Origin of the sequence: Chitinophaga costaii (assembly GCF_900094705.1) — a bacterium.
In the GTDB taxonomy this organism is placed as follows: domain Bacteria; phylum Bacteroidota; class Bacteroidia; order Chitinophagales; family Chitinophagaceae; genus Chitinophaga; species Chitinophaga costaii.
Genome location: NZ_FMAR01000018.1, coordinates 81770 through 105766, shown reverse-complemented (window position 1 = coordinate 105766; position 23997 = coordinate 81770). Strand labels below are relative to the sequence as shown.

The following is a 23997-nucleotide window of genomic DNA, read 5'->3' as shown; positions in this document are numbered from 1 at the left end:
TTTACAGCCGGGTAAATTAATGTGCGCCTGCGATGAGCAGTGGCACCAATGAATCGTATTTCATTATCGCTACCTTATTACTACTTCATGTTTAAATACCCTCTTATCCTCCTGCTATTAGGGGCAGGCCTTGACGCACATGCCCAAACCGTACAAGGGGTGGTGTATGATGCACTAACCCGTGAACCACTGCCCATGGCGGGGGTATGTGATGCGCACCAGCATTGCACCCTCACTGGCGCCAACGGGCATTTTACAATTACTACCTCCGATTCTTTATTATCCTTTAGCATGCATGGTTATCAGTCCATGCGCATACGCCGGACGGCTACTATGGACGTGCCCATGCAGGCCATTTATAAAGACCTGCAAACTGTTGTAGTCTCTGCCAGCCGCACCGCGGAACAACGCAGTGAAGCGCCCGTGGCCATCAGCACCATCAACGCCCAGGCCATTGCCGACACAAAAGCCAACCGCCTGGACCAGCTACTGAACCAGGTGAGTGGCGTGATGATGGTAAACCTGGGCAATGAACAACATGAAATGAGCATTCGACAACCCATGACCACCAAGAGCCTGTTTTTATACCTGGAAGACGGCATTCCTATCCGCAGCACGGGCGTGTACAATCATAACGCCATGCTGGAACTGAACATGGCTGCGGCCCGGCAGATAGAGATCATCAAAGGGCCGGCGTCTGCCCTGTATGGTGCAGAAGCAATTGGGGGCGCGGTTAATATCATCACGGCGGCCCCGCCGGCAATACCTGGCGGTACGCTGAGTGTGCAGGCCAATAACAATGGCTATAAACGCGCCGACCTGCAAGCGGGTGCCAGCCTGGGTAAATGGGGGCTGCTGGTAAGTGGCTACTACGCCAACCGTAAAAATGGCCCGATCGACTACAGCGACTTTCACAAAACTGCCGTAACCCTGCGCGCCGATTACAAAGCCAGCGCCCACACCCTTTGGAGCAACAGCATCACCCTGGTGGATTACTATAGCGATATGACCGGTGCGCTAGACAGCACCCACTTTACGCACAAAGATTATAGTACGCCGTATTCATTTACCTACCGGAAAACATATGCCCTGCGGGCGCGCAGCAGCTTATCCCACCGCTGGAACGAGCATGCGGAAACCCAGGTATCTGCCGTGTTCCGCGACAACTCCGTAAAGCAGAACCCTTCTTATTACATCTACAACGACTATCACAAAACCAATGGCGTATATGTAGGCGATCCACTGCTGGCGCACGGGCAGCTAAACGACAATGCTTTCAGCAGTTACAGTGTGCTTATGCAGCACCAGCAGGGCTTTCATTTCCTGCAAAGTAAGCTCATAGCGGGCCTAAGTGGAGATTTTAGTCCCAGCAATTATTGGGCGAATTACATCCGCATCCAGCGCAGTGCAAAAGGTAACTATATCGGCTACACGAAAACAGATTCCAGTTTAAGTAACTATAGCACCGGTATCAGCAACCTGGCGGCTTATCTGAATTATGAACTAAGCCCGGTACGTGGCTTAAAAGTGGTGGCCGCCCTGCGTTATGACCAATACCGCTATAACTACAAAAACCATTTACCGGCATCTGCCTACTCTGGTGCGCCCTCCACTGTTACCAACTACAGCCGGGTTACCCCCAAATTAGGATTCACCTATAACTACCACCAGGTGGGCGTGTACGGCAATTACAGCCAGGGCTTCGTACCGCCACAGATCACCGATTTGTTTGGCGGGGTGAAGGTACCTTTCCTCGATTCGCAGACCTTTTATAACTACGAAGTGGGCGGATGGCTGTCGCTGTTTCAACAGCGGTTGTATGCAGATATAAGCCTTTACCGTATGAATGGCACACACGAGATCATTTCCGTATTGCAGGACGACGGTACTTTCCGCAACCAGAGCGCCGGCAAGACCCGCCACACGGGCGTAGAATACGGTGTTACCTACCATCCAGCTGCCTCCTGGACCTTCCGCTTAAGCGCTACCAATGCCAAACATACCTTCCAGGATTATACCGATAAGGGTGTGCGTTATGCAGGCAAAGACATGGCAGCTGCGCCGCATTTCACCGCTAACCTGGCAGCTACCTGGAAGCCTGGTTTCCTGAAGGGCCTGCGGCTGGGTGTGGAATGGCAGCACCAGGGCCGCTACTGGATGGACAATGCCAATACCAGCCGCTATGGTGGTTTTGAGGTCATTAATGCGCGAGCCGGTTATCAGTTTAGCCGCTTTGAAGTGTGGACCAATGCACTGAACGTAGGCAATACTTATTACGCCACCATGGCCAGCAGTTCCGGTTACGGTAAGAGCTATAACCTGGGAGACCCAAGAGAATTTAACGTAGGATTTTCCTGTCGTTTTGGTAAATAAAAAAAGCAAGATGGCGGTAAAGCAACAAATATATCAATGGCACCGGCGGTTGAGCCTTATCATCGCCCTGCCCGTATTACTATGGGCTATCAGTGGCCTCATGCACCCTTTCATGACTGCTGTAAAGCCCAAGATAAAACATGGCCCTACCCCACCCAACGTGATAGATACCGGTGAAGTGAAAGTGCCGCTGGCGGTAGTATTGCAGCAACTACATCTCGATTCGGTGCAGCAGGTAAACATTGTGCGCATGCACCAGCAGCCTTTTTACCAGGTGGAGCCAGGCAGCCATTATGTGAGCGCCACAACCGGCCAGGAAATGCCGGACGGCGCTGCGGAATATGCCAGGTCGCTGGCCCAGACTTTCCTGGGCGATCGCAATTGCAACATCAGCCGCGTTACAAGAATCACCGCATTCACCGATCAGTACCGCGATATCAATCGCCTGCTGCCGGTGTACAAAGTAGATTTTGACCGGAGCGACGGCATTTCATTGTACGTAGATGATGCGGGCAGCCGGTTGGCGCTGGCCACCGATCATTTCCGCATTGGCTTCCAGCGGTTTTTTACCCTGGTGCATACCTGGGAGTGGCTGCTTATACTTGGTAAGGGAAGACTGGTAGTAGAAGCAATATTGGCGGGGCTTACTTTCATCACCGCCTTATTGGGCTTATACCTTTTCTTTTGCACCAAGCCACCTAAAGCCCGTAGCAACCAGCGTTTAAAATACCGCGCCCTGCACCGCATCACCTCCATCATTACCGTGTTATTTACGTTGATGTTTAGCTTTAGCGGCGCATTTCACGCACTGGCCAAGTTTAAGGGGGATCATCGCCGCGACTTTTTTGTGGCGCCCTACTTTGCTGCGGGTGATGTGCAGTTGAACCTCCCCCGGCTATTGCATGTGCTGGACCCGAACACGGCCATCAACAGCCTATCCCTGGTAAGCCTGCAGGGCGAAAACTATTGGCGTATAAACCAAACCTGGTTCAACAACACTGCCGATCTGGAGGCCTGCTGCCGCAAGCCCGGGGAGGTAGTGCCGGTAAATGCCCAGCCCAAAGTAACCTACGTGCGTATGAGCGACTACCAGGTTTTGCCTGATGGAGATGCACGGTATGCACGGTACCTGGCCCATACCTTCAGCGGACTTCCCGACCGCGACATACAGGCCACCGATCCGGTAACGGCCTTTGGGGGCGAGTATGAATTTATAGACAAGCGCCTGCCCGTGGTAAAAGTGAGTTATGGGGGCGCAGCGCCAGTGCGGTATTACGTAGAAACCAGTACCGGCGTGCTTTCCGTAGCCGTATCAGACAAAGACCTGGTGGAAGGCTATAGTTTCGCCCTGCTGCACAAGCACCACTTTTGGGACGGGCTGGGTAAAACGGTACGGGATGCCAGCACCATTACGGGTGCGCTGCTGAATGTGCTGGCCGTGGTGATAGGGCTGATATTATATCGCTATACTATTAAAAAGAAAAATAAAAGTTTACGTCACTACTAAATTATTATAAGATGAAAAAAACAATCATTATTTTAAGCGTGTTTTTCCTGCTTTTAATCACGGGTTTCCTGGTGCTGATTGTTCCGAAAATGACGCCACCTTCACAACTGCCCGTACTGGGAAATCCCGGTCATCTCACCGGGAAGTTTTCCTTTACCGATCAGCGGGGTAACACCATTACCGAGCAAACCGTGGCGGGCAAGGTACGCGTAGTGGAATATTTCTTTACCACCTGTAAGGGTATTTGCCCGAAGATGAATGCCAACATGCGCTATGTGTATGATGCTTACCTGCATGACCCCAAGGTGGTTATCCTTTCGCACACCGTAGACCCGGAAACTGATAGTGTGGCGACCATGGCGGCTTACGCAAAAAAATTCAATGCAGACCCGGCGCACTGGATGTTTCTCACCGGCAGTAAAAAAGCACTGTATGCAGTAGCCCGCGAGCAATACCTGCTTTCGGCCGACGAAGCCACGCCCAAGGATACCGCCGGTGACTTCATTCACACCCAGTACTTTGCGCTGGTGGATGGCGAAAACCGCATCCGTGGATTCTATGATGGTACGAACCGCGGGGAAGTAAATCAGCTTATCAGCGATATTAAAACGTTGGAATAGCCTAGCATAGGGTATTTCGTACACTGATGCTATAGAAACTCCTGCATAACTTGTTTGTGCGGGAGTTTTTTATTATCTTAAAGAAAAGAAGCTATTACCCTTGTTGTTTACTTAGCATAAAAACACGTTATGGAAATACTGACTGAAACCACCGCCTATGCCGGTAGTATTCCGGTTAATTACGACCTGTATTTATCATCCCTTCTTTTTGAACCTTATGCGGCAGACATGCTGGACAGATTGAAGCGATTACAACCGGCCTCCTTGCTGGAACTGGCCTGCGGTACGGGCATACTTACCCGGCTGCTCACCGCGGCATTTCCGGATACGCCTATTATTGCATCGGATATTCATCCGGATACTATACAGATAGCACGTCAGAAAACGCGGGAACAAATAAACCTTCGCTGGGAAGTTATGGATGCTGCAAAACTGCCACTGGAAGATGAGCAATTTGGGGTAGTGGTATGCCAGTTTGGGGTCATGTTTTTCAAAGATAAACCGGAAGCTTTCCGGGAAGCACTGCGGGTGCTGAAACCCGGTGGCACTTTGATTTTCAGCGTTTGGGACGATATTAATTTCAATACAGCCTGCAAGCTGGCCAATAATACGGTGGCCAAGTTTTTCCCGGAAAATACGCCCGGCTTCTTCGAGCTACCTTATAGCTATCATGATGACTACATCATAAAACGCTCCCTGTATGCGGCGGGCTTCCGGGAAGTGGATATAGCCGTAGTACCCCTGAGCGGCTTTAGCCCCTCTCCTGCTGATGCGGCCAAGGGATTGCTGGAAGGCACCCCTGCCAATACTGCTATCCTGGAAAGGAACGGACAGGCCTTACCGGCCATGGAGGCCGCACTGGCAGAAGAATTACGCATGCACTTTGGCCAGCACAACCTCCACGTGCCTATGCAGGCTAAACTGGTGACAGCGGTGAAGGCAGGTTATTAACAAAAGGTTAACTATTACTAAATAAATTAGCATAACTTTGCTATTGAAATTAGTAAAGAATAGCTATTTTATTTTTTAACCTTCATTGTTTGACACCATGCAAATGGAACGTTACACCTACGAGGAATTTGCGCATACACCAAATACGCAATACCTCTTTGCTAGCCTTGGCTCCCAGGGGCCTATCAATAAAATGATTACGTTTAGTCATTTTGGGAATGACATTTTTAATATGAGCCTGGAGGACATTGATGAGGATACCGGTGTATTTGACCAGTATGCGGTGACGAATAACGGGGACACGATGAAGATATTGCTTACCGTGGCGGAAATATTGGTTCACTTTACCAGCAAACGACCAGGGGCGCAGATTTTCATTAAGGGCAATACGGTAGTCAGGAACAGGTTATATCGGATTTACATTGCAAAGTTCCTCGACGAGATCCGCCAGTGGTATGAAGTCTACGGGTTGCGGGGGGCGCACTGGGAGGTATTTGAAAGGCAGGGAAAATATGGGGCGTATTTGGTAATCCGGGTAAAATGATATATTTTTGGTTAAATGAAATAAGTAGGTATGAAAGAGTTAAAAATCACTATGGAGCAGCTTTCGCAGAGAAAGTTCATTAGAGATAAAAACATGCCGTATTATGGAAACAGGGCCAGCTTGCAACAAAAAAACGAGGAAGCTAAAGCACTTCTCGATAAGGTAGGTCTTCCAGATTTTGAAAAATTAAGGAAAAAATAATTGAAAGCCGCTACACCAGCGGCTTTTTTACTGTCTGTATATAAGGCTTACCGGGCAACTGGTAAGCTTTTTTTGTTTACGTTCTTACCTGGTTTTTTTCTGTAATGGCGCTGTTACGGGCTATGCCCGGTGCCTTGCCTGCGCCGCTGCGTGTATAACTAAATCTAAGTATTAAAAATTGTGCTGATTCCGGGTAGGACATGACACGTCCTTTGGTTTTAAAAACATCTGTTCCCGTGGCACCTATGTTGGATTTCATGCCCATAAAACGGATAGGATTGATGATGCCGAGCTGCAGGCTGCCCTGGTTGTTGGGCAATATTTTTTTGAAGCCCATGTTTACAGACAGGTAAGGTATATTGCGAATGGACCCGTAATAATTAGTACTGCTGTACCAACCAGAAAGCTCGGCAGCATAGGCTTTGGGGAGCAGAAAGGTTTTCGTGAAATTTAATATGTAACTAAAATAACGCCGGCTGGCCGGCTGGCGAAAACAATCCATTTGCAGGGCGCGCCAGCCTCCTGCAAAATTATAATTCATTTGCCACCAGTGACTCACTTTCAGCGGCACCATAGCCCATACGCCCAGGGCACACTATAGCCTGGCTTATGAAGGAAATGGTTTTCCAGTTGTTACCCTTATACCATGCCGGGGTACAGCAGGCCGGTAATTACAAGGTGCTGGCACGTTGCGCCTGCTGGCGCTGCACGAAATTTTTAAAGAAGTATACTACCAGGCCTAGTGCAATGGCGGTAAGACCGGCAATCATAAACTTTACACCGGTACTGTAGAAAATACCCGCCCAGATAATGATGGCCACGATGATGGGTACGGGATAGAATGGCATATGCCATTTGAAAAAGCTACGCCCTTTCCGTTTACCCAGCAACAACAATCCAATGCCCTGTGCAATAAATTGCACGAGTATGCGCATGGCGATGATGGCTGTAATGACTTCTTCTAATTTGAACGTAAGACTAAAGATAAATGCCAGGGCGCCCAGGAACAATAGTGATACGTAAGGGAAGTGCTTGGTAGGATGCAGGCGGGCAAATATCCTGAAGAAGGCTCCATCCTTTGCCGCAGCGTAAGGTACGCGACTGTAGCCCAGCGTGGCGGAAAATACCGATGCAAACGCCACCCACAAAATCAGTACGGTAACAATGGCCGCCGCCGTATGACCCGATAACTTTTCAGTAAATTCACTCACTACAAATTTGCTCTTTTCTATCTGTGCCAATGGGAGCACCGAAGCCACACTAATATTCATACACAGGTACAACACCGCGATCACCGTAATGGAGATGAACATACTGCGGGGAATGTTGATTTCCGGCTTTTGAATTTCGCCGCCCAGGTGGCATACATTGTAGTACCCCAGGTAGCTATACACGGTTTTTACGCTGGCAAAGCCCAGGGCTGTGGCAAAAGCTGCATTTACCTGCAAGCCGTCGTTGATATGCCTGACTGGTTCCAGAAAATGGCCGTGCACCACCCCACTGCCTATAATCCAGGCCATTGTACCCAACACGCCAATCCACAACGCCACGCTGATCTTTCCAATGGTTTCGATTTTCCGGTAAAGCAATATTATAATAGTGATTACCACGCCCCCGCTTACAAGTTTTTGTGTAAAGGATGTTAATGGGAGCAGAAACTGAACGTATTGTGAAAACCCGATGGCCGCGGAGGCAATTACCAGCGGGGCCATGATCAGCGTTTGCCAGGTGAATAAAAAACTCATCAATTTACCGCCCTTTTCGCCAAAGCCTGCCTTCAGGAAATTATAACTACCACCGGCAGCCGGGAAGGTGGCACCCAGTTCGCTCCAGATCATGGCGTCCATGAAAGATAGCAGGGCACCGGCCAGCCATGCGTATAAAAACCAGGGTCCGTGCATAGTAGCTGCTACTTCGCTCAGCACTACAAAAGGGCCTATACCCACCATGTCTGTTGTATTAATAGCCGTTGCTTGTAATAGGGTAATGCGCCGGGTAAGTTGCTCTTGACTCATATTCCCGGTAAAAATAAATAATTAAGATAGCATTATATGGAGGTAGAAATAAAAAGAAAGCATAAGTTAAACTAAAATGATAATTAAGGATAGGAAAATGAGCCTAAGTAGGTTCGTTGGGGCTTTTAGTTTTTGGGGATGGGGGGACTGGCCTCCATGCCGGTTTGTACATCGTAATTCCTTGCGGCAAAATAATCGACACAACCCAGCGCAAACATCATAGCCACACCAGCCCGCTAAAACAAATCATTGTTGAATTATTGTAGAAATATACATTTTCGAAGAAAACAGTTATCGGGCACTAGCACCTACCGTACCCCTATTGCGATTACCCGTATCCAGCCCGGCTTTCAGTGTCCTAGGCTATTTGGTCGATAATATCTTAAACTATATATTTGTTTACAACAGCCTGGATGTCATATTAAAGAAAGTCTAATGGAACAATTTGAACAAAAAAAGGATGATGGAAGTGCCAAAAAACACCCCAAGGAAACCATTATTATTTTCACCGAAAAACAGATAGGAATACATAAAGAAGTTTTGAATAAACCTTTTCGAGCTGGAGAGGGCGGTTTTTTTATCGTAACCCAGGGCTTTATCCGATTTCAGTGCAACCTGGAAACCATAACCTGTTCAGTAGGACGTTTATACTTTATCCTTCAGCAGTCTGTATATGTAATTGAAGAAATTTCGGAAGACTTTGCCTATACTGGCATTGTGGTTAACATGGACTTTCTTTTGCAAAATGGTATTCATGCCACAGGCAGTGAAATGTTTCTCATTGCAGTTTCAGGTATGGCTCCTCCATATAGCATTAACAAGAGTGAAATGCATGTATTGAGAGATCTGCTTTTAACGATTGAACGTAAACTACAGCCTAATCAATCCCCCTACTTCAAAAAAGAGGTACTTCAACATATGGTCCTCGCTGTAATGTTTGAAGCAACATCTTTGTTCAGGAAATACAATGATATAACCGCTATTAAATTAAACCGCAAAGAGGATCTTACAGGCCGGTTCCTTAATTTATTACAAAAAAATGTTAAAAGCGAACGAGGGCTACAATTTTACGCCACCACATTATCTGTAACAACCGGGCATCTTACCAAGGTAATTAAGCAGGTAATCGGTAAAAATGCAAGTGAGCTGATTGACGCTGCTGTAATAACGGAAGCCAAAATGTTGTTGGGTAATCCGCAATTAGGGGTCACACAGGTGGCCGAAGAATTGCAGTTCAGCGATCAGTCATTTTTTGGTAAATATTTCAAAAAACATACAGGGATGTCCCCCACAGCTTATAAAAAATGGGTTAGAAATGGAGACAATAACCTGTTTTGACCAATTATTCCTGAAATCAGACCTTTCCCAATTTTTATTTTTCAACCAATTTTGCACCATCGGTTTTATCCTTTGATGGGTACTGTAGTGAATGATAGTGTATAATAGCTTAACCAATTATTTTACTGCCAACCGTACCATAATAATTCAGACAAATGGGCCTGAAAGTAGGTATGTTTTCTATTGATCATACAGAACGCCTACGCTAACAAATCATGCTAAAATACTAGGATTTTACTTTCGCCATAAAAATTTGACATGCTCCGATATGGAGCTTGTACCGTATTACCTGAACTATAGACAATGAATAAACGGCTTAATTATATAATAGAATAAAATGAAATATAATATTGCACTAAGAACAGTAACCGCCAGTTACTTTTTGTGTTTTTCTGTATTGGTAGTAATGACAGGGTGTAAAGGGAAAGGCCAAAATGCAACCGCCACCCCACCTCAAAAACTACCGGTAATAACGATAAAACCAGGATCTGCTACCGTTACAAAAGTATATAGCAGCGCATTGGAAGGAGTAACAAATGTAGAAGTAAGACCGCAGGTAGCAGGCAGCCTTCAGAAAATATTTGTGGATGAGGGAGCGTATGTGCGTGCTGGCCAGCAATTGTTTTTTATCGATGACCGGGTATATAGGCAACAGTTGAATACCGCTACTGGTGCATTACATAACGCGGAAGCAAATCTGGAGGCTGCACGTATAAACGTGGCCAAAACGGTACCATTGGTACAGAACAAAGTATCTTCTGAAATCAATCTGCAAACCGCCCAAATGGCTTATGCTGCCGCGAAAGCAACGGTAGAACAGGCACAGGCTGCCGTGGAAAGTGCGCGTATCAACGTTGCGTATTGCACCATTACAGCACCGGTAAACGGATACATTGGCCGTATTCCTTTTAAATTGGGAAGCCTGGTATCTTCTGCAGGTGCACAACCATTAACCCTATTATCGGACATACACAATGTAAATGCCTACTTCAGCATGGCTGAAGGAGACTTTGTAAATTTTGAAAAACAGTATCCCGGCAATACAACTGAACAGATGCTGAAGAAAACGCCTCCTGTTTCACTACAATTGGCCGAAGGCAGCATTTATCAGGAAAAAGGAAAGATTACAGCAATAGAAGGCCAGTTTGATAAAACAACCGGTTCTATCACATTGCGGGCTACTTTTCCCAATGCCAAATCTATGCTCCGCTCTGGCAATACCGGGAAAATTTTGATTGATCAGCAGTTTGATAATGTGATATTATTCCCTATCGCTTCTTCTATAGAAGTACAGGATAAAATATATGCTTTTACCGTTGATGATAGCAATAAGGTAAAACAGGTGATGTTACAAACGGCTGGCAAAACAGGTACAGACTATATTGTAACAGCAGGACTGCAACCCGGCACCAGAGTAGTTTCAAAAGGATTTGAGCGTTTGCAGGATGGAATGACCATCGTGCCGGATACAACGAAATAAAATTCCCCTTTATAAGGGATAAACATATTCATATTTTATGCTGAGAAGATTTATAACAAGACCAGTACTTGCTACGGTGATCTCGCTGATACTAGTGATATTGGGAGTAGTGGGTATGACTTCGCTTCCGATAACGAAGTTTCCCGACATTGCTCCGCCATGCGTGTCGGTAACGACGGTATACCCGGGTGCCGGTAGCGACGTGATAGCCCGCTCAGTGGCCCCTCCATTAGAGGACGCCATTAACGGTGTGGAAGACATGACGTACATGACCTCAACGTCGAGTAATGACGGCACTTTGACTATTAGTGTATATTTTAAACTGGGGGTAAACCCTGATCAGGCGGCTGTGAATGTACAAAACCGGGTGTCACAGGCCACCAGCCAGCTACCGGCTGAGGTAGTGCAGTATGGTATTACTACTGTAAAACAGCAGAACAGTACCATCATGTTCTTAGGTATCAAAGCAACTGACACTACTTACGATGAGACTTTCTTGCAGAACTATGCCAAAATAAACATCGTTCCGGAGTTGAAGCGTATCCATGGAGTTGGGCAGGCTACCGTATTTGGCAACAAAGACTATTCCATGCGTATCTGGCTAAAACCTCAGATAATGGCCTCTTATGGTATTACACCGCAGGAAGTGGCTGCTGCTATACAGGATCAGAATCTGGAAGCAGCACCGGGCAGATTTGGTCAGAGTTCTGATGAGGCGATGGAGTATGCCATTAAGTATAAGGGTAAGCTAAATAATCCGGAGAGTTATGAAAACATTATCATTAGAGCGGGCACAGATGGAACGGTTTTAAAACTGAAAGATGTAGCACGGGTAGAATTTGGCGCATTTAACTATACGGTAGGCGCTTCATTTAATAAGGACAAATCGGTGATGATGGGCATATATCAGACCGCCGGATCTAATGCCAATGCGATAGAAATTGAGTTGCAGTCAAAGATGAAGGAATTATCAAAATCTTTTCCTCCCGGGATAGCCTATGAAATTCCCTACAGCTCTAAGAAATCTTTGGATGAATCAATAGATCAGGTTGTTCATACACTGATAGAAGCGTTTATACTGGTATTTATTGTAGTATTTATTTTCCTGCAGGATTTTCGTTCCACCCTTATTCCAGCTATTGCCGTACCGGTGTCTATTGTTGGTACATTCTTCTTCATGCAGGTGTTTGGGTTTTCTATTAACATCCTAACCTTATTTGCGCTGGTACTGGCTATCGGCATTGTGGTGGATGATGCTATTGTAGTAGTAGAAGCCGTACATGCCAAAATGGAAAAGCGTAAGCTTCCAGCACGGGCTGCCACCATCTCTGCTATGAGCGAGATTACCGGGGCTATTATATCCATTACACTGGTAATGTCTGCGGTGTTTTTACCGGTAGGTTTTATGGACGGCCCCACAGGCGTATTTTACCGGCAGTTTGCATTAACATTGGCAATAGCCATTCTTATTTCTGCGGTAAACGCACTTACGCTAAGCCCCGCCTTGTGTGCGTTGTTTCTAAAAGACACCCATAGTCATGATGATGGTGATCATCCACAAAAAACCGGGTTTGGCAAACGTTTCTTTGCGGGGTTTAATGCAGGGTTTAATAAACTTACGAACAGGTATGGCTTATCCGTCTTGTTCCTGATTTCCAAAAAATGGATTGCATTTACGGGACTGGCGTTGGTATGCGCCACCCTTATCTATATGGCTAAAACAACACCCACTGGATTTATTCCGGATGAAGACCAGGGATTTCTTATTGCTACCGTAACGCTTCAACCGGGTGCTTCGCTGAAACGTACCACCGAAGCGATGGAGGAAGGTCGCGCAGCACTATCTAAATACCCGTTTGTAAAAAATGTGATCTCAATTTCCGGTTTGAATTTGCTCACCGCCAGTACCACTTCTTCTGCCGGCGTATTAATGATTCAGATGAAAGACCTGAACGATCGCGGTGAAACAAAGGATATTAATCAGATTGTAGGCATGTTGCAAGGCGCGTTGGGAAATATAAAAGAAGCATCATTCTATGTGCTGTCATTACCAACGGTACAAGGGTTTGGCACCACCACTGGTATCGACATGGTAATGCAGGACAGAACTGCAGGTAGTCTTGACAAATTTAACCAGGTAACACAAAGTTTCCTGGGGGAGCTGATGAAACAGCCTGAAGTAGCACTTGCATTTACCACTTTCAATACCGGGTATCCTCAGTATGAAATGGAAATAGATGAAATGAAAGTAAAACAGCTTGGCGTGAATGTGAAGGATCTGATCACTGTAATGCAGGGCTATTATGGCAGCATGCAGGCGTCTGACTTTAACCGCTTCGGTAAGTATTACAGGGTTATGCTGCAATCAGCAGCGGAAGACCGCGCCGATCTTGCTTCACTTGATGGAATAGCTGTATCCAATAAATCAGGCCAGATGGTACCTATCAATACCCTTATTCATATGAAAAAGGTATACGGTACAGAAACCATTGATCACTTTAACCTCTTCAATTCTATCAGCGTAACGGTGATACCTAAACCTGGTTTTAGCACGGGGCAGGCCATTGAGGCTGTGAACAGGGTGAAAGCGGCTAACCTGCCTACCGGTTATACAACAGATTGGAAAGGATTAACGAGAGAAGAACAATCGGTGGGTGGTAAAACAGCCTTTATATTTATCCTATGTTTGATTTTCGTTTACCTGTTACTTTCAGCCCAATACGAAAGTTATATCTTACCATTTGCAGTCATGCTGTCTATCCCAACAGGTTTGATGGGTGTATTTCTGGGCATTAAACTCGGTGGTGTGGACAACAACATTTATGTACAGGTAGCATTGATCATGCTGATAGGCTTGCTTTCCAAGAATGCTATTCTTATTGTAGAATATGCGGTGCAGCGCAGACAGGCCGGTAAAGGATTGGCAGCTTCGGCTATCGATGCTTCAAAAGCCAGGTTAAGGCCTATTATCATGACTTCACTGGCCTTTATTGCAGGTTTGTTACCGTTATTACGTGCCGTTGGGCCATCGGCACTTGGCAACCATTCCATCGGTTGGGCAGCGGTATTTGGCATGTTGAGCGGTGTTGTACTGGGCATCTTTATTATACCTGTTTTGTTCATCGTATTCCAATACATCCAGGAATCAATAAGTGGCATACCTACGCAGTTAGAGGAAGATATGCAAGAGCATGTATAGTCATTTAATTTTAAACATTGGCAGATATGTATAAATATAAGAAAACTGGTTCGTTGCTGTGGGCTATTATGCTTACCTGTTGTACCAGCGCTTGCGTAACAAGCAAGTATAAAACACCGGCATTGGATCTGCCGGACACATACCGGACAGATAGTGCTAGTGTAGATAGCAACTTATCCGACTCCGGTATAGCTACGATTCCTTATCATGATTTTTTTACAGACACTATATTACTGAAGCTTATAGATAGCAGTGTAACAAGAAATTATAACCTGCAGATTGCGTTAAAGCAAATAGCATATGCCCAGCAGGCTTTCAAACAAGCTAAATGGGGGAATGTACCAACCGTGAGCCTTACGGCAGGACAGGCTTCCATTACCCGCTCTTCAGATAACAGCCTAAATGGTTTGACAACCACCACATTTTTAGGGCAGAGTTATATTGAAGATTATAACAGCAATTTCTCCATATCCTGGGAAGCTGATATATGGGGCAAAATTAAGAGCCGGAAAGATGCCGCGCTGGCGAGCTATCTGCAATCCAAAGAAGCGGTTAAAGCTGTAAAAACAAAATTGGTATCTGATGTAACGCAGGGGTATTATAACCTATTGATGCTGGATGCGCAACTGGACATAACGAAAAAAAGCATTTCCCTTTTCGACAGTTCAATCAGGGTTACCACATTTTTACGCGATGCCGGCAACGTAACAACACTGGCTGTAGACCAACTGGAAGCAGCGAAAGAACAAGCGATAGCCTCCTTGCCTTTACTAGAACAACAATTATTGGCACAGGAAAACGCATTATCTTTTCTCACTGGTCAAAATCCACAAAAAATAGAACGGACGGCAACACTTTCATCCATGCAGTTGCATGCTCAACTGCCAGTAGGAATTCCCGTAAACATGGTAAGTCAACGTCCTGATATCCGTGAGTCGGAAATGACGTTGATGCAGGCACATGCTATGGTAAATGTGGCGAGGGCCAGCCTATACCCTACTTTAAGTATTTCAGGCCAAGGTGGCGTAAATGCCTTTGAAGCCAGTAACTGGTTTAAAATACCGGGTTCCTTGTTTGGACTTGCTAGTGGCTCCCTCGTACAGCCTATTTTACAGAACAAACGGCTGCAAACGCAATACCAACAGTCCAAAATAGCCAGAGAGCAAGCTGAGTTACAGTTTAAGCAATCTGTTTTATCCGCTTTAATTGAAGTCTCCAATGCATTGTCACAGATAGATAAGCTAAAAAATCAGGAATTACATATTTCCAAACAGGTAGCTTTTCTTGAGCAGGCAGTGAAAAACTCCGGATTGCTTTATAATAATGGGGATGCCACCTATCTGGATGTACTCACCGCACAAATCAATAAACTCCAGGCAGACCTGAACCTTGCCAGTTTACAACGTCAACGTTTAAGTGCAGAAGTCATATTATATCAATCTCTTGGAGGAGGTTGGAAGTAAAAAATTATTGTTATCGCTTATCATAACAATTGTAGGTTAAGCAATACACCGACCACTCCTGGTTAGTGTTTTTTATTAATATTAATTTGTAATCGAGCCAATGTAGGTTTCATGCTGAACTGGTTATATACTCAATAGCTATAAGTATAAACGTTCCACTAGATTATAATGGGCGTAAAGTAAAAAAGCGCAAGGAATTTAATTCCATTGCGCTTTTCTTTAAAATATTGACATCAGGTTATTCTTCTACGGCTTCGTCGTTAATAGACGATTTGGCCACTGCTGTTAGTGCTTCATCGGTTGCTTTTTCGTTGTCCAGCGTTTGCTGCAGCATTTGCTGTACATCGCTATGACCCATACATTCAGCAAAAGTGCGCAGGGTGCCATAGGTACCTATTTCATAGTGTTCTACTTTCTGTGCAGCCAGGATCAGTCCTGCGTCCCGTACCATGGTGCCTTCTTCGGTATCTTCAATAATGCTGTTAGCTTCTTCCAGTAAACCGGCCATGGCATCGCATTTTTTGGCGGCTGCTTTTTCACCAAGCATTTCAAATACTTTTTCCAGATTGGTTACATGTCCTTTGGTTTCTTCCGTGTGTTTGCGGAAGGCCGCTTTCAGCTCTTCACTGGTGGCAGCTTTTTCTAATTTAGGCAAGGCGGTGGCCAGGTGTTTTTCTGCCCAGTAAATATCTTTTAGTTCATCTATAAAAAACTGATGGAATTCTGAGTTTTCCATTTTACCAGTCTTGCCGGTTTTGGAAGTGGATTTAGTCCGGGTAGTTGTTTTAGTAGTCATAGTATTAATTTTTTGGTGTTGATTTTAATACCATTAATCAACAATGGGGCCACATGAAACCGGGAGATTGAGCGACAGCCAAAACACATACGTATTTCCCGGAAACGTTTCTTTTTTTCTCACCAAACACAGGTACACCCACGTGTCGCTGTGTAGCAAAAGCAATCCGTATATGAATTATAAGCGCAGACATCCGGTTTATAATTTTAACATTCCATAAGCACATAGTATCATAGGAATATTTCTATGTATGTGGAAATATTTGCCAGTTGTACAAGTCACTCCCCAAGTGTGTGGGCGGCGTACTATTTATTTTTTATTTCTATCCACACGGGCGCATGATCGCTTGTTTTTTCCCAGCCCCGGACGTTTTTATCTACGCCTGCTTTTAAGAGGCGGGGTACTACTGGCGGGCTTAGCAGAAAGTGATCTATGCGCAGGCCCGCATTGCGGCCATAGGCATCCCGGAAATAGTCCCAGAAAGTATAGATCTTTTCATCGGGATATAGTGTACGGATAGCGTCTGTCCACCCTTGTTCCACCAATGCTTTAAATGCTGCGCGGGTTTCCGGGCGAAACAGGGCATCCTCCACCCAGCGCTCGGGTTTGTACACATCCAGCTCGGTGGGCATCACATTATAATCGCCGGTAAGTATCACCGGTGTACCGAGGTCCAGTAAAGTTTGCGCATGTGTCTGCAGGCGTTTAAACCAAGCCAATTTGTAATCGAACTTGGGGCCTGGTGCCGGGTTACCGTTGGGCAAATACAAACAGCCAATCACGATACCCGCTACCTGGGCCTCTATATAGCGACTGTGGGCGTCTTCCTCATCGCCGGGTAATACACGGCGCAGTTCTTTAATGGGTGCTTCACGGGAAAGAATGGCTACGCCGTTCCAGCTTTTTTGCCCATGCCAGATGGCTTTGTAACCAGCGGCATTAATGGCTGCTTCCGGGAATTTTTCTTGTGGGGCTTTTAGTTCCTGTAGGCATACCACATCAGGACTGGTTTCCGCTAACCAGCGCAAAAGGACCGGCAGCCGGCCATTTACGCCGTTTACATTGTAGGTAGCTATTCTCATGACGGTTTATTTTTTTGAAGGAATGACAGCATAGACCTGCTTTCCGGATAAACCTCAAAAATGGGATAAATGTGCCGGATAAGCAATTAAAAATAGACTGCTATTACAGACCGTATCATTTTATAGAAGTACAGATTATAAAAAAAGGCCCGCCATCGCGCGCCTGCATGTAAGTAAATGTTATATCTCTGTTTTTACTGCCACCATAACAGGGGTGGCTGGGTAGCGTTACGGGCTGCTTTGAAGGGCTTGTTGTGCGGTGGCGTGGCGGTCATGTAGTGCGGGGGGTGGCCTGCTTGCACTGCCGCAATAACTGCATTAAGTTCACTCAGCTGTTGGTAGTGAATGGTACTATCATCCCGCTTTACCGGGCCATTGCTGTAACAGTTGCTCACCGACAGCATAATGCGGTTTTGAATTTCATCGGTGGCAATGGCACCTGCATTGGCAGCACCGGCACCTTCTATGGTAGTGAAATGCACATAACAATTGCTGATAGAAGTGGGTATGGTAGCATCGGCGAGGTAAGTGAAGTTTAAAATGCCTGCGATCATGCCATCGCTTTTCGCCGCAAAATTGGCGTAACACATATTTACATCGGTATACAACATATCTCCAACTATCCCTGCGATCTTATTGCCTTCCAGCCTGCCGGTGAAAGAAGAACCTACAATATGCGCATGCTTGGCTTCTGCTACCAAACCACCGGCTATGCCCGTGTTAGGATCTGTAAACACAATATTTCCCTTCACACTGCAATTCATGATAGTGCCGTAATGCATGGTAACCAGGCCCGCCGTATAAGAACTGGGATTGGGATTTTGGATGCCCTGGCTGGAAAGCACCAGACACACATTTTTCAACACCGCTCCTTCACCCAGGGTATCAAACAACGCTACGTCGGTAGAGGCTTTGGCGGTATATTCCGGGGCGATGGTGAGGTTGGAGATCAGATGACCCTGGCCATTATAAGTTCCAGAAAATTTTACTGGAATGGGGGAATCGCGAAAAATGGTATCGGGGAAAGCAAAGTCGTTTTCCTGCACAAAAGTAGCATTGCTATCCATTTCCTGCTGTTCCTGACCTATAGCCAGGAAGTCGCGGTAGTTTTTAACCAGGAACTGCTCTTTCAGGGAAGTGGCGCTCAGCGTATCAGCTGGATGGATACTGCTGGCAATGCGGAGCGTAAGCAAACCATCCCTGTAAGCCAGCAGTAGCAGGGATAGCTGTTTCCAGGCATAAGCACCTGCCGCATCGGTGGTGAAAGTACCGCCAAATGTGGCATCTACACCGCTTTTAAGGCCAGCGGAGCTACTTAGGTGAAAAGTATAGGTAGTGAAGGGAGTACCGTGTAAAAAAATCGCCACCGTATCGTCGTGATCCGCCATATACGCAAGATCGCCACCACCGTAACGGGGCTGACTAAACGAAAGAGAAGGGGCCTGGACCAATGTAGCTAACACCTTATGGGCAGCCGGTTTGGATGGCTTTGACTTGCTATCTTCCACTTTACAGGTAACGCCCGCCAGTAAGCAAATGCATAACAGGAGCAAATATCTGAGTGTCATAGGTAGTAGGGATTAGCACCACGAAGATATTAAATTATTTTAATTTATAATATATTTTTTATTATGGCCTCGCCTATATTGTGTACCTCTTCCCTGTCATGGCTGCTGCAGTAAGGTCTGTGTCCGGCGCAGGTTGTCGGTGGTTTGCAGCACCTGGTTCTTTAGCCGGGGGTTATAGTTGGGGTGTTCCTTCAGGAAGGTAGTTACCACCTGCCAGGCAGCCGCACTTTGGTAGGTGCCAAAAGTGGCGGCCAGCCACGATTGCGGGAAAAATATGTCGCCGGTGCGCTGCAATTCTTCCAGCAGCGCCAGGCTTTGGGGCAGGTATTTTACGGATACCTGCTGGCGCAGGGGATGGTGCAGGTAATAGAGGGCAGCAATCACCCAGGCTTCTTTGCGCCGGTTTTGCTTATCTGCCAGGGAGGCAAAGAAATGATCGCGTACGGTACTATCTGGTGAAAGGGCCGGTTGCAGAAACAGGAGGCGCTGGCGGCGATCCGGGTCGCTGATGCGGGCTAGTTGTTGGTCAATCACCTGGGTAGCAGTAGCTGTTTTAAGGGCGATAGACAGCGCCAAGTTAGTGTAATCTTCTTCGTTGAGTGTTACCTGACGGGGCGGATTTTTGTTTTGCCAGATCTCGTATATGCGGGCCTGAGCGCCTGCACTGGCGTAAACATCCTGGTAGGCTTTGAATAATATCTTTTTATTGTTGGGCAACGTTTGCTGCTCCATGGCCGCCCACAGCGCTGTTTCTAACCTACCCGTGTAAGAGTCCCGTTGTACCGCAGGGATAAACTCCCAATAGGTGCTGGTAATATATCCTGCCAGCAAACGCAGGTTCATTTCATTTTGCTCGGCGGGCAGGCCGCTGGTAAATAATTGCAGCAGGTCCGCTGGCTTGTAATAGCGGCCAGCCAGCATATTCTCGTAATCGTTGATGTAAATAGCGGCGCGTTGCAGTTCATTGGGCAGGGCAAAGAGATGCTCCTGCAGGCTACTGTCTGCCGGAAATAGTCCGTACCCCATTCCATCCGAATTAAAGAGTACATAACTGGGTGTGGCGATGCCTTGGGGAAAAGCCAGTTCGGTGTGTGCGCCGTTGGTTTGTACGGCTATCACCGTATCATGGCCGGGATACATGCAGGTAATGTTAAAATGTTGTGGCCACACGCGGGCAGTACCTGTTTCGGGCTGCTGGTCTATGCTCAGTTTTGTAACCAGCGGGCCATTATGCTCCAGGTGGTAAGTGAATACAGGACGACCGGTTTGGTTTACCCACACGTCGTTCCATTGCTCCAGATCTTGGTGCGCATATTTGCTGAGTATTTTTATAAGATCGGGCCAGGCCGCGTTGCGGTAGGCATAGGTTTTCAGGTATTCGCGCAGGCCTTGCTGAAAGTTATCGGCCCCCATCAGCAGCTCTAGTTGGCGCATAACGATGGGCGCTTTGTGATAGATGATATTGCCATACAGCGAACCTGCATCCTGGAGGTTTGCCAAAGGCTGGCGAATAGGATTGGCGCCAGGGGTACGGTCTACGGCATATGCTGCGGGATAGTGATCCAGCAGAAATTTTTGGTGAAAGGTTTCAGTGCCCATAACTTTTTCGGTCACCTTATCTGCCATAAAATTGGCAAATACTTCTTTCATCCATACATCGTTGAACCATTGCATGGTGACCATATCCCCAAACCACATATGTGCAGTTTCGTGCGAGATGAGGTTAGCACGGGCAATGAACTGGTCTTTGGTGGCACCCTGGTCTAAGAACAGGCTGGCAGCTTTGTACTGCACTTCGCCGGGGTGTTCCATACCGCCAAACTGAAAGTCGGGTACGGCTACGAAACCTACTTTCTGGAAAGGGAAGACAATGCCGGTCCATTGTTCCAGGAAATTGATAGCGTATTCGTGGGCCTTAAAGATAGAGTCCAGGCTGAGTTTTATTTTTACGGAATCTGTTTCCCGGTAAAGGAAATCGGCCTTGCGCGTACCTACCGGGCCAGAGGCAAAGTGGTATTTACCGGCGGTGAAAGAAAACAGGTAGGTGGGCAGCAGGTCTGAGCCAGCAAAGTGATAAATGGTTTGATCGCTACTGGCCACGGAGTCGCGCAGGCTTGCATTGGCCAGCACCTTCCAGTTGTGGGGTACGCGCAGGGTAAGCAGGAAGCGGGCTTTAAGGCCAGGCTGGTCGAAGCAGGGAAACACCGTGCGGGCGCGGTCTGGCACGAAGAGGGCGTACAGGTATTCCTCGTTACGGTTCAGGGATGCATCGCCGGCAGTGAAGCGGATATCGATCTTATTAATGCCTGCACGCAAGTGCCGGGGGGCAATGATAATATGTTCCTCCCGGAGATCTACTACCACCGCATGCCCGTTTACTGAAAGTGCCTGCACAAATTCCGGTGCCTGCTTAAAATCCAGAAAGAGGGGTGCATGGCTGTCCGTAAGCCGGAACGAAATTGTTTCGGTGGCATGGATGGCGTCGCGCTTTTGTGCGGGGATATTAAAATCGAGGGAATAATGAATATCATTTAATACCGTGCTGCGGTAGCTGGCCAGTTCGTTAGAAACGCCTGGTAACAGCGCTATTGAGTCGCCGCTTTGCTGCGCCCTGGACGACACATTCAGGGCCATACAAGCCATTGCCAGTATCAGTGCTTTGTTCATGCCATGTTTTTTGGAAGAGTCGCTAAGATACGGGACGCAAGGGGATTTCACAACCGATGCGGATATGGAGGCCTGCCATTTTCTTTTCTTCCGGCAGCATCTTCCGGCAGCAAGTCATGAGAATGCCAACACTTTACTATATTTAAAGCTGGACAGTGCCGGCATGGTCCGGCTTATTGTGTGTTTTTAATGGTTGTTTTATGCGCGTTTTCTGTGTGCTGTTTATACTGGCGTGCGGCCTGTTTTCTGGTAAGGAACATGCCAGTGGCATGGCTGCCGACCATGATACCAGTATTTATTTTGTGCGGTTGCAAGGTGTGGAAACATTGCTGAACCTGCGCCAAGATACCACCCACACCCTGGCCAGTGTGATCCATGAAGGCACTGGCCAGCTGGTGCTGCTGGATTTCTGGGCCAGTTGGTGCGCCCCCTGCCGTGCAGAAATGCCGGCGCTGAAACAACTACAGCAGCAGTTTGCCGGCCAGTCTATCGACTTCATCTCCATTTCTGTGGACAACCGGCAAAGCGACTGGAAGCGGGCCAGCCTGGAGGAAAAACTGGATACAGCGTGTAACTTTTTACTCCTGCACCACGGTACTTCTGCTTTTCTGAAAGACTACCGGATAAACCTGATCCCCCGCTTCATGCTACTGCGCCGGGATGGTGGGATCATTTCTGAAGATGCGCCCTTGCCCAGTGATATACATCTTCAAAAAATGATAGCGCGTTACCTGCGGCCATAACGGGAACCTATATACGTAGAAAATAACAAGTCGGCACCCGCCTATAAAAGAATAGCAACATATGCGCACCACCAAACCGCAACCAGATTACCAGCTCATAGAAAAAGTAGATTTTACCCAAATACCCCTACCCGATTCGGAATTTGAATTCACAGAATTCCGGAACTGTATATTTTCCAGCCTTACCAACCTGACTTTTATAGACTGCCGTTTCACTGCCTGTAACCTCGGCAATGCTGTTGTAAAAAACACCAAGTTACAGCTCGTAAGATTTTCAGACTGTAAACTCATTGGCATCAACTTCTCCGAGGCCCGGGATTTTGGACTGGAGCTGCATTTTCACCAATGTGCACTGCAATACGCCGGCTTTGGAAGGATGAAGCTGCACCAAAGCGTATTCCAGGATTGCAAACTACAGGGTGCCAACTTTGCCATGGCCAATATTTCCAAAGCCATCATGACGCACTGCGATTTTGACCAGGCCGTGTTTTCAGATACAAACCTGAGCGGCATGGATTTTTCCACCAATTATAATTTCGTGATACACCCGGTTAGTAACAATGTCCGTAGGGCTAAGTTTTCGCGGCATACGGTGGAGGGGCTGCTGGCTGGGTTTGAAGTACAGGTGGTATAAGCAGATAGGCTATCGCTGCATGCGGGCCTGTAATTACTGTCCTGCAAATGCTTCGGTGCTTTACAGCTTTTGCAGCTTACGCAGGCGTTGCATATGATTTATCTTACCTGGCTGTAGGTACTTTTGCGCGTAGGTGGTAAAGTAGCGGTGGGATTTTAAAAAGGTAAACGTTTTTTCCGGCCAGTGTACCAGCGTAGTCTGCAGCCGTAGTTCCATCTCCTCTTTCACACGCTGGTCTACCTCCCGAAATTCGGAAGTACCCAGGTGGTAAGTATCTGCATCACAAAGAATTTCTTCCAGTAAATTATGAGGCTGGGCTGGCAGGCGGGTGGCTTGTATGCAGCCTGCAATAGACTCGGTTACGGCGGCTGGTATGGAATGCCGGGAGAAATAGTTGCGCATAATCGTTATACTTTCCGCTTCATGCACTGCCATGTCTGCAAAGAGATGGCCGGTATCATGAAACCATGCAGCCGCCAGCAGGATAAAACGGTTATATTCATCCAGTTTATACACTGCGGCCATTTCAATAGCATGCAGTACCACATCGGCGGTGTGGAGGGCATTATGATATACGAGGTAAGGTTGGTTGTTCTGCTCAAACAGCTCACATACATAAGTGGCGATATCGTATAGCGCCGTATCCGTCATTTGCATAGCTAAAATTAGCAGCAGATTTTGGGGTAATTCTGAAGAAGCCGCAGTAGCCATTCCGGTGATTCATAAAAGGGTGTTAACCCTGCGCAACAGGCATTGGCAGTTACCCTCAGTGCAGGTTAGGTGTAATCACACCTGCCTCGCAGTGTACAGCACATA

General features: G+C 46.9%; 19 protein-coding genes. 12 read left to right on the top strand and 7 right to left on the bottom strand.

All coding sequences use genetic code 11. From position 1 onward, the window contains the following. Positions 1-87: 87 nt before the first annotated feature. The 6 genes from GA0116948_RS19175 (at position 88) to GA0116948_RS21335 (ending at position 6196) form a co-directional block, all read left to right on the top strand. On the top strand, positions 88-2373 hold the full coding sequence (locus GA0116948_RS19175) for a TonB-dependent receptor (RefSeq protein ID WP_240619239.1): 2286 nt from the start codon (positions 88-90) through the stop codon (positions 2371-2373). Positions 2374-2383: 10 nt separating this feature from the next. Further along, positions 2384-3880 (top strand): PepSY-associated TM helix domain-containing protein, encoded by a 1497-nt coding sequence (locus GA0116948_RS19170; protein ID WP_123891847.1) that lies wholly within the window; start codon positions 2384-2386, stop codon positions 3878-3880. A gap of 11 nt (positions 3881-3891) precedes the next feature. Next, positions 3892-4500, top strand: a complete 609-nt coding sequence (locus GA0116948_RS19165; protein ID WP_089715221.1) for an SCO family protein — start codon at positions 3892-3894, stop codon at positions 4498-4500. A 129-nt stretch (positions 4501-4629) separates the two neighbouring features. Next, positions 4630-5451 (top strand): class I SAM-dependent methyltransferase, encoded by an 822-nt coding sequence (locus GA0116948_RS19160; RefSeq protein ID WP_089715219.1) that lies wholly within the window; start codon positions 4630-4632, stop codon positions 5449-5451. Positions 5452-5554: 103 nt separating this feature from the next. Further along, the gene (locus GA0116948_RS19155; protein WP_123891846.1) at positions 5555-5995 is read left to right on the top strand and encodes a DUF6934 family protein; all 441 of its coding nucleotides are present in this window, start codon (positions 5555-5557) and stop codon (positions 5993-5995) included. A gap of 30 nt (positions 5996-6025) precedes the next feature. Beyond that, a complete protein-coding gene (locus GA0116948_RS21335) occupies positions 6026-6196 on the top strand; it encodes a hypothetical protein (protein WP_165798516.1) in 171 nt (56 codons plus the stop codon). Positions 6197-6272: 76 nt separating this feature from the next. Here the strand turns inward: GA0116948_RS21335 and GA0116948_RS19150 are convergent, their stop codons facing one another. Further along, a complete protein-coding gene (locus tag GA0116948_RS19150) occupies positions 6273-6770 on the bottom strand; it encodes an outer membrane beta-barrel protein (protein WP_089715215.1) in 498 nt (165 codons plus the stop codon). 97 nt (positions 6771-6867) lie between these two features. Beyond that, positions 6868-8211, bottom strand: a complete 1344-nt coding sequence (locus tag GA0116948_RS19145; protein WP_089715213.1) for an APC family permease — start codon at positions 8209-8211, stop codon at positions 6868-6870. 435 nt (positions 8212-8646) lie between these two features. Between GA0116948_RS19145 and GA0116948_RS19140 the strand changes: the two genes are divergently transcribed. The 4 genes from GA0116948_RS19140 (at position 8647) to GA0116948_RS19125 (ending at position 15691) form a co-directional block, all read left to right on the top strand. Beyond that, entirely contained in the window at positions 8647-9549 is a 903-nt protein-coding gene (locus tag GA0116948_RS19140) for a helix-turn-helix domain-containing protein (protein WP_089715211.1), read from the top strand. Positions 9550-9886: 337 nt separating this feature from the next. After that, positions 9887-11029, top strand: a complete 1143-nt coding sequence (locus GA0116948_RS19135) for an efflux RND transporter periplasmic adaptor subunit (RefSeq protein ID WP_089715209.1) — start codon at positions 9887-9889, stop codon at positions 11027-11029. A gap of 37 nt (positions 11030-11066) precedes the next feature. Continuing rightward, positions 11067-14228 carry an efflux RND transporter permease subunit gene (locus GA0116948_RS19130; RefSeq protein ID WP_089715207.1) on the top strand — a complete coding sequence of 1054 codons (3162 nt, stop codon included), beginning with the start codon at positions 11067-11069 and terminating at the stop codon, positions 14226-14228. A gap of 26 nt (positions 14229-14254) precedes the next feature. Next, positions 14255-15691, top strand: coding sequence for a TolC family protein (locus tag GA0116948_RS19125; RefSeq protein ID WP_089715205.1), 1437 nt, complete (start codon positions 14255-14257; stop codon positions 15689-15691). Positions 15692-15929: 238 nt separating this feature from the next. On the opposite strand, the gene GA0116948_RS19120 is transcribed toward GA0116948_RS19125, so the two are convergent. The 4 genes from GA0116948_RS19120 to GA0116948_RS19105 all read right to left on the bottom strand — a co-directional run bounded on the left by GA0116948_RS19120 (position 15930) and on the right by GA0116948_RS19105 (position 21804). Beyond that, positions 15930-16487: a YciE/YciF ferroxidase family protein gene (locus tag GA0116948_RS19120; protein WP_089715203.1), complete on the bottom strand. Its 558-nt coding sequence runs from the start codon at positions 16485-16487 to the stop codon at positions 15930-15932. 305 nt (positions 16488-16792) lie between these two features. Further along, positions 16793-17569 (bottom strand): exodeoxyribonuclease III, encoded by a 777-nt coding sequence (gene xth, locus GA0116948_RS19115; protein WP_089715202.1) that lies wholly within the window; start codon positions 17567-17569, stop codon positions 16793-16795. A 194-nt stretch (positions 17570-17763) separates the two neighbouring features. Continuing rightward, positions 17764-19137: a hypothetical protein gene (locus GA0116948_RS19110; protein WP_123891845.1), complete on the bottom strand. Its 1374-nt coding sequence runs from the start codon at positions 19135-19137 to the stop codon at positions 17764-17766. A 96-nt stretch (positions 19138-19233) separates the two neighbouring features. Then, positions 19234-21804 carry a M1 family aminopeptidase gene (locus tag GA0116948_RS19105; protein WP_240619237.1) on the bottom strand — a complete coding sequence of 857 codons (2571 nt, stop codon included), beginning with the start codon at positions 21802-21804 and terminating at the stop codon, positions 19234-19236. A gap of 200 nt (positions 21805-22004) precedes the next feature. Between GA0116948_RS19105 and GA0116948_RS19095 the strand changes: the two genes are divergently transcribed. Further along, a complete protein-coding gene (locus GA0116948_RS19095; protein WP_089715196.1) occupies positions 22005-22547 on the top strand; it encodes a TlpA family protein disulfide reductase in 543 nt (180 codons plus the stop codon). A gap of 61 nt (positions 22548-22608) precedes the next feature. Further along, complete coding sequence (locus GA0116948_RS19090) at positions 22609-23181, top strand: pentapeptide repeat-containing protein (RefSeq protein WP_089715194.1); 573 nt, start codon at positions 22609-22611, stop codon at positions 23179-23181. A gap of 60 nt (positions 23182-23241) precedes the next feature. On the opposite strand, the gene GA0116948_RS19085 is transcribed toward GA0116948_RS19090, so the two are convergent. Next, complete coding sequence (locus GA0116948_RS19085) at positions 23242-23838, bottom strand: HD domain-containing protein (RefSeq protein ID WP_123891844.1); 597 nt, start codon at positions 23836-23838, stop codon at positions 23242-23244. Positions 23839-23997: the final 159 nt, after the last annotated feature.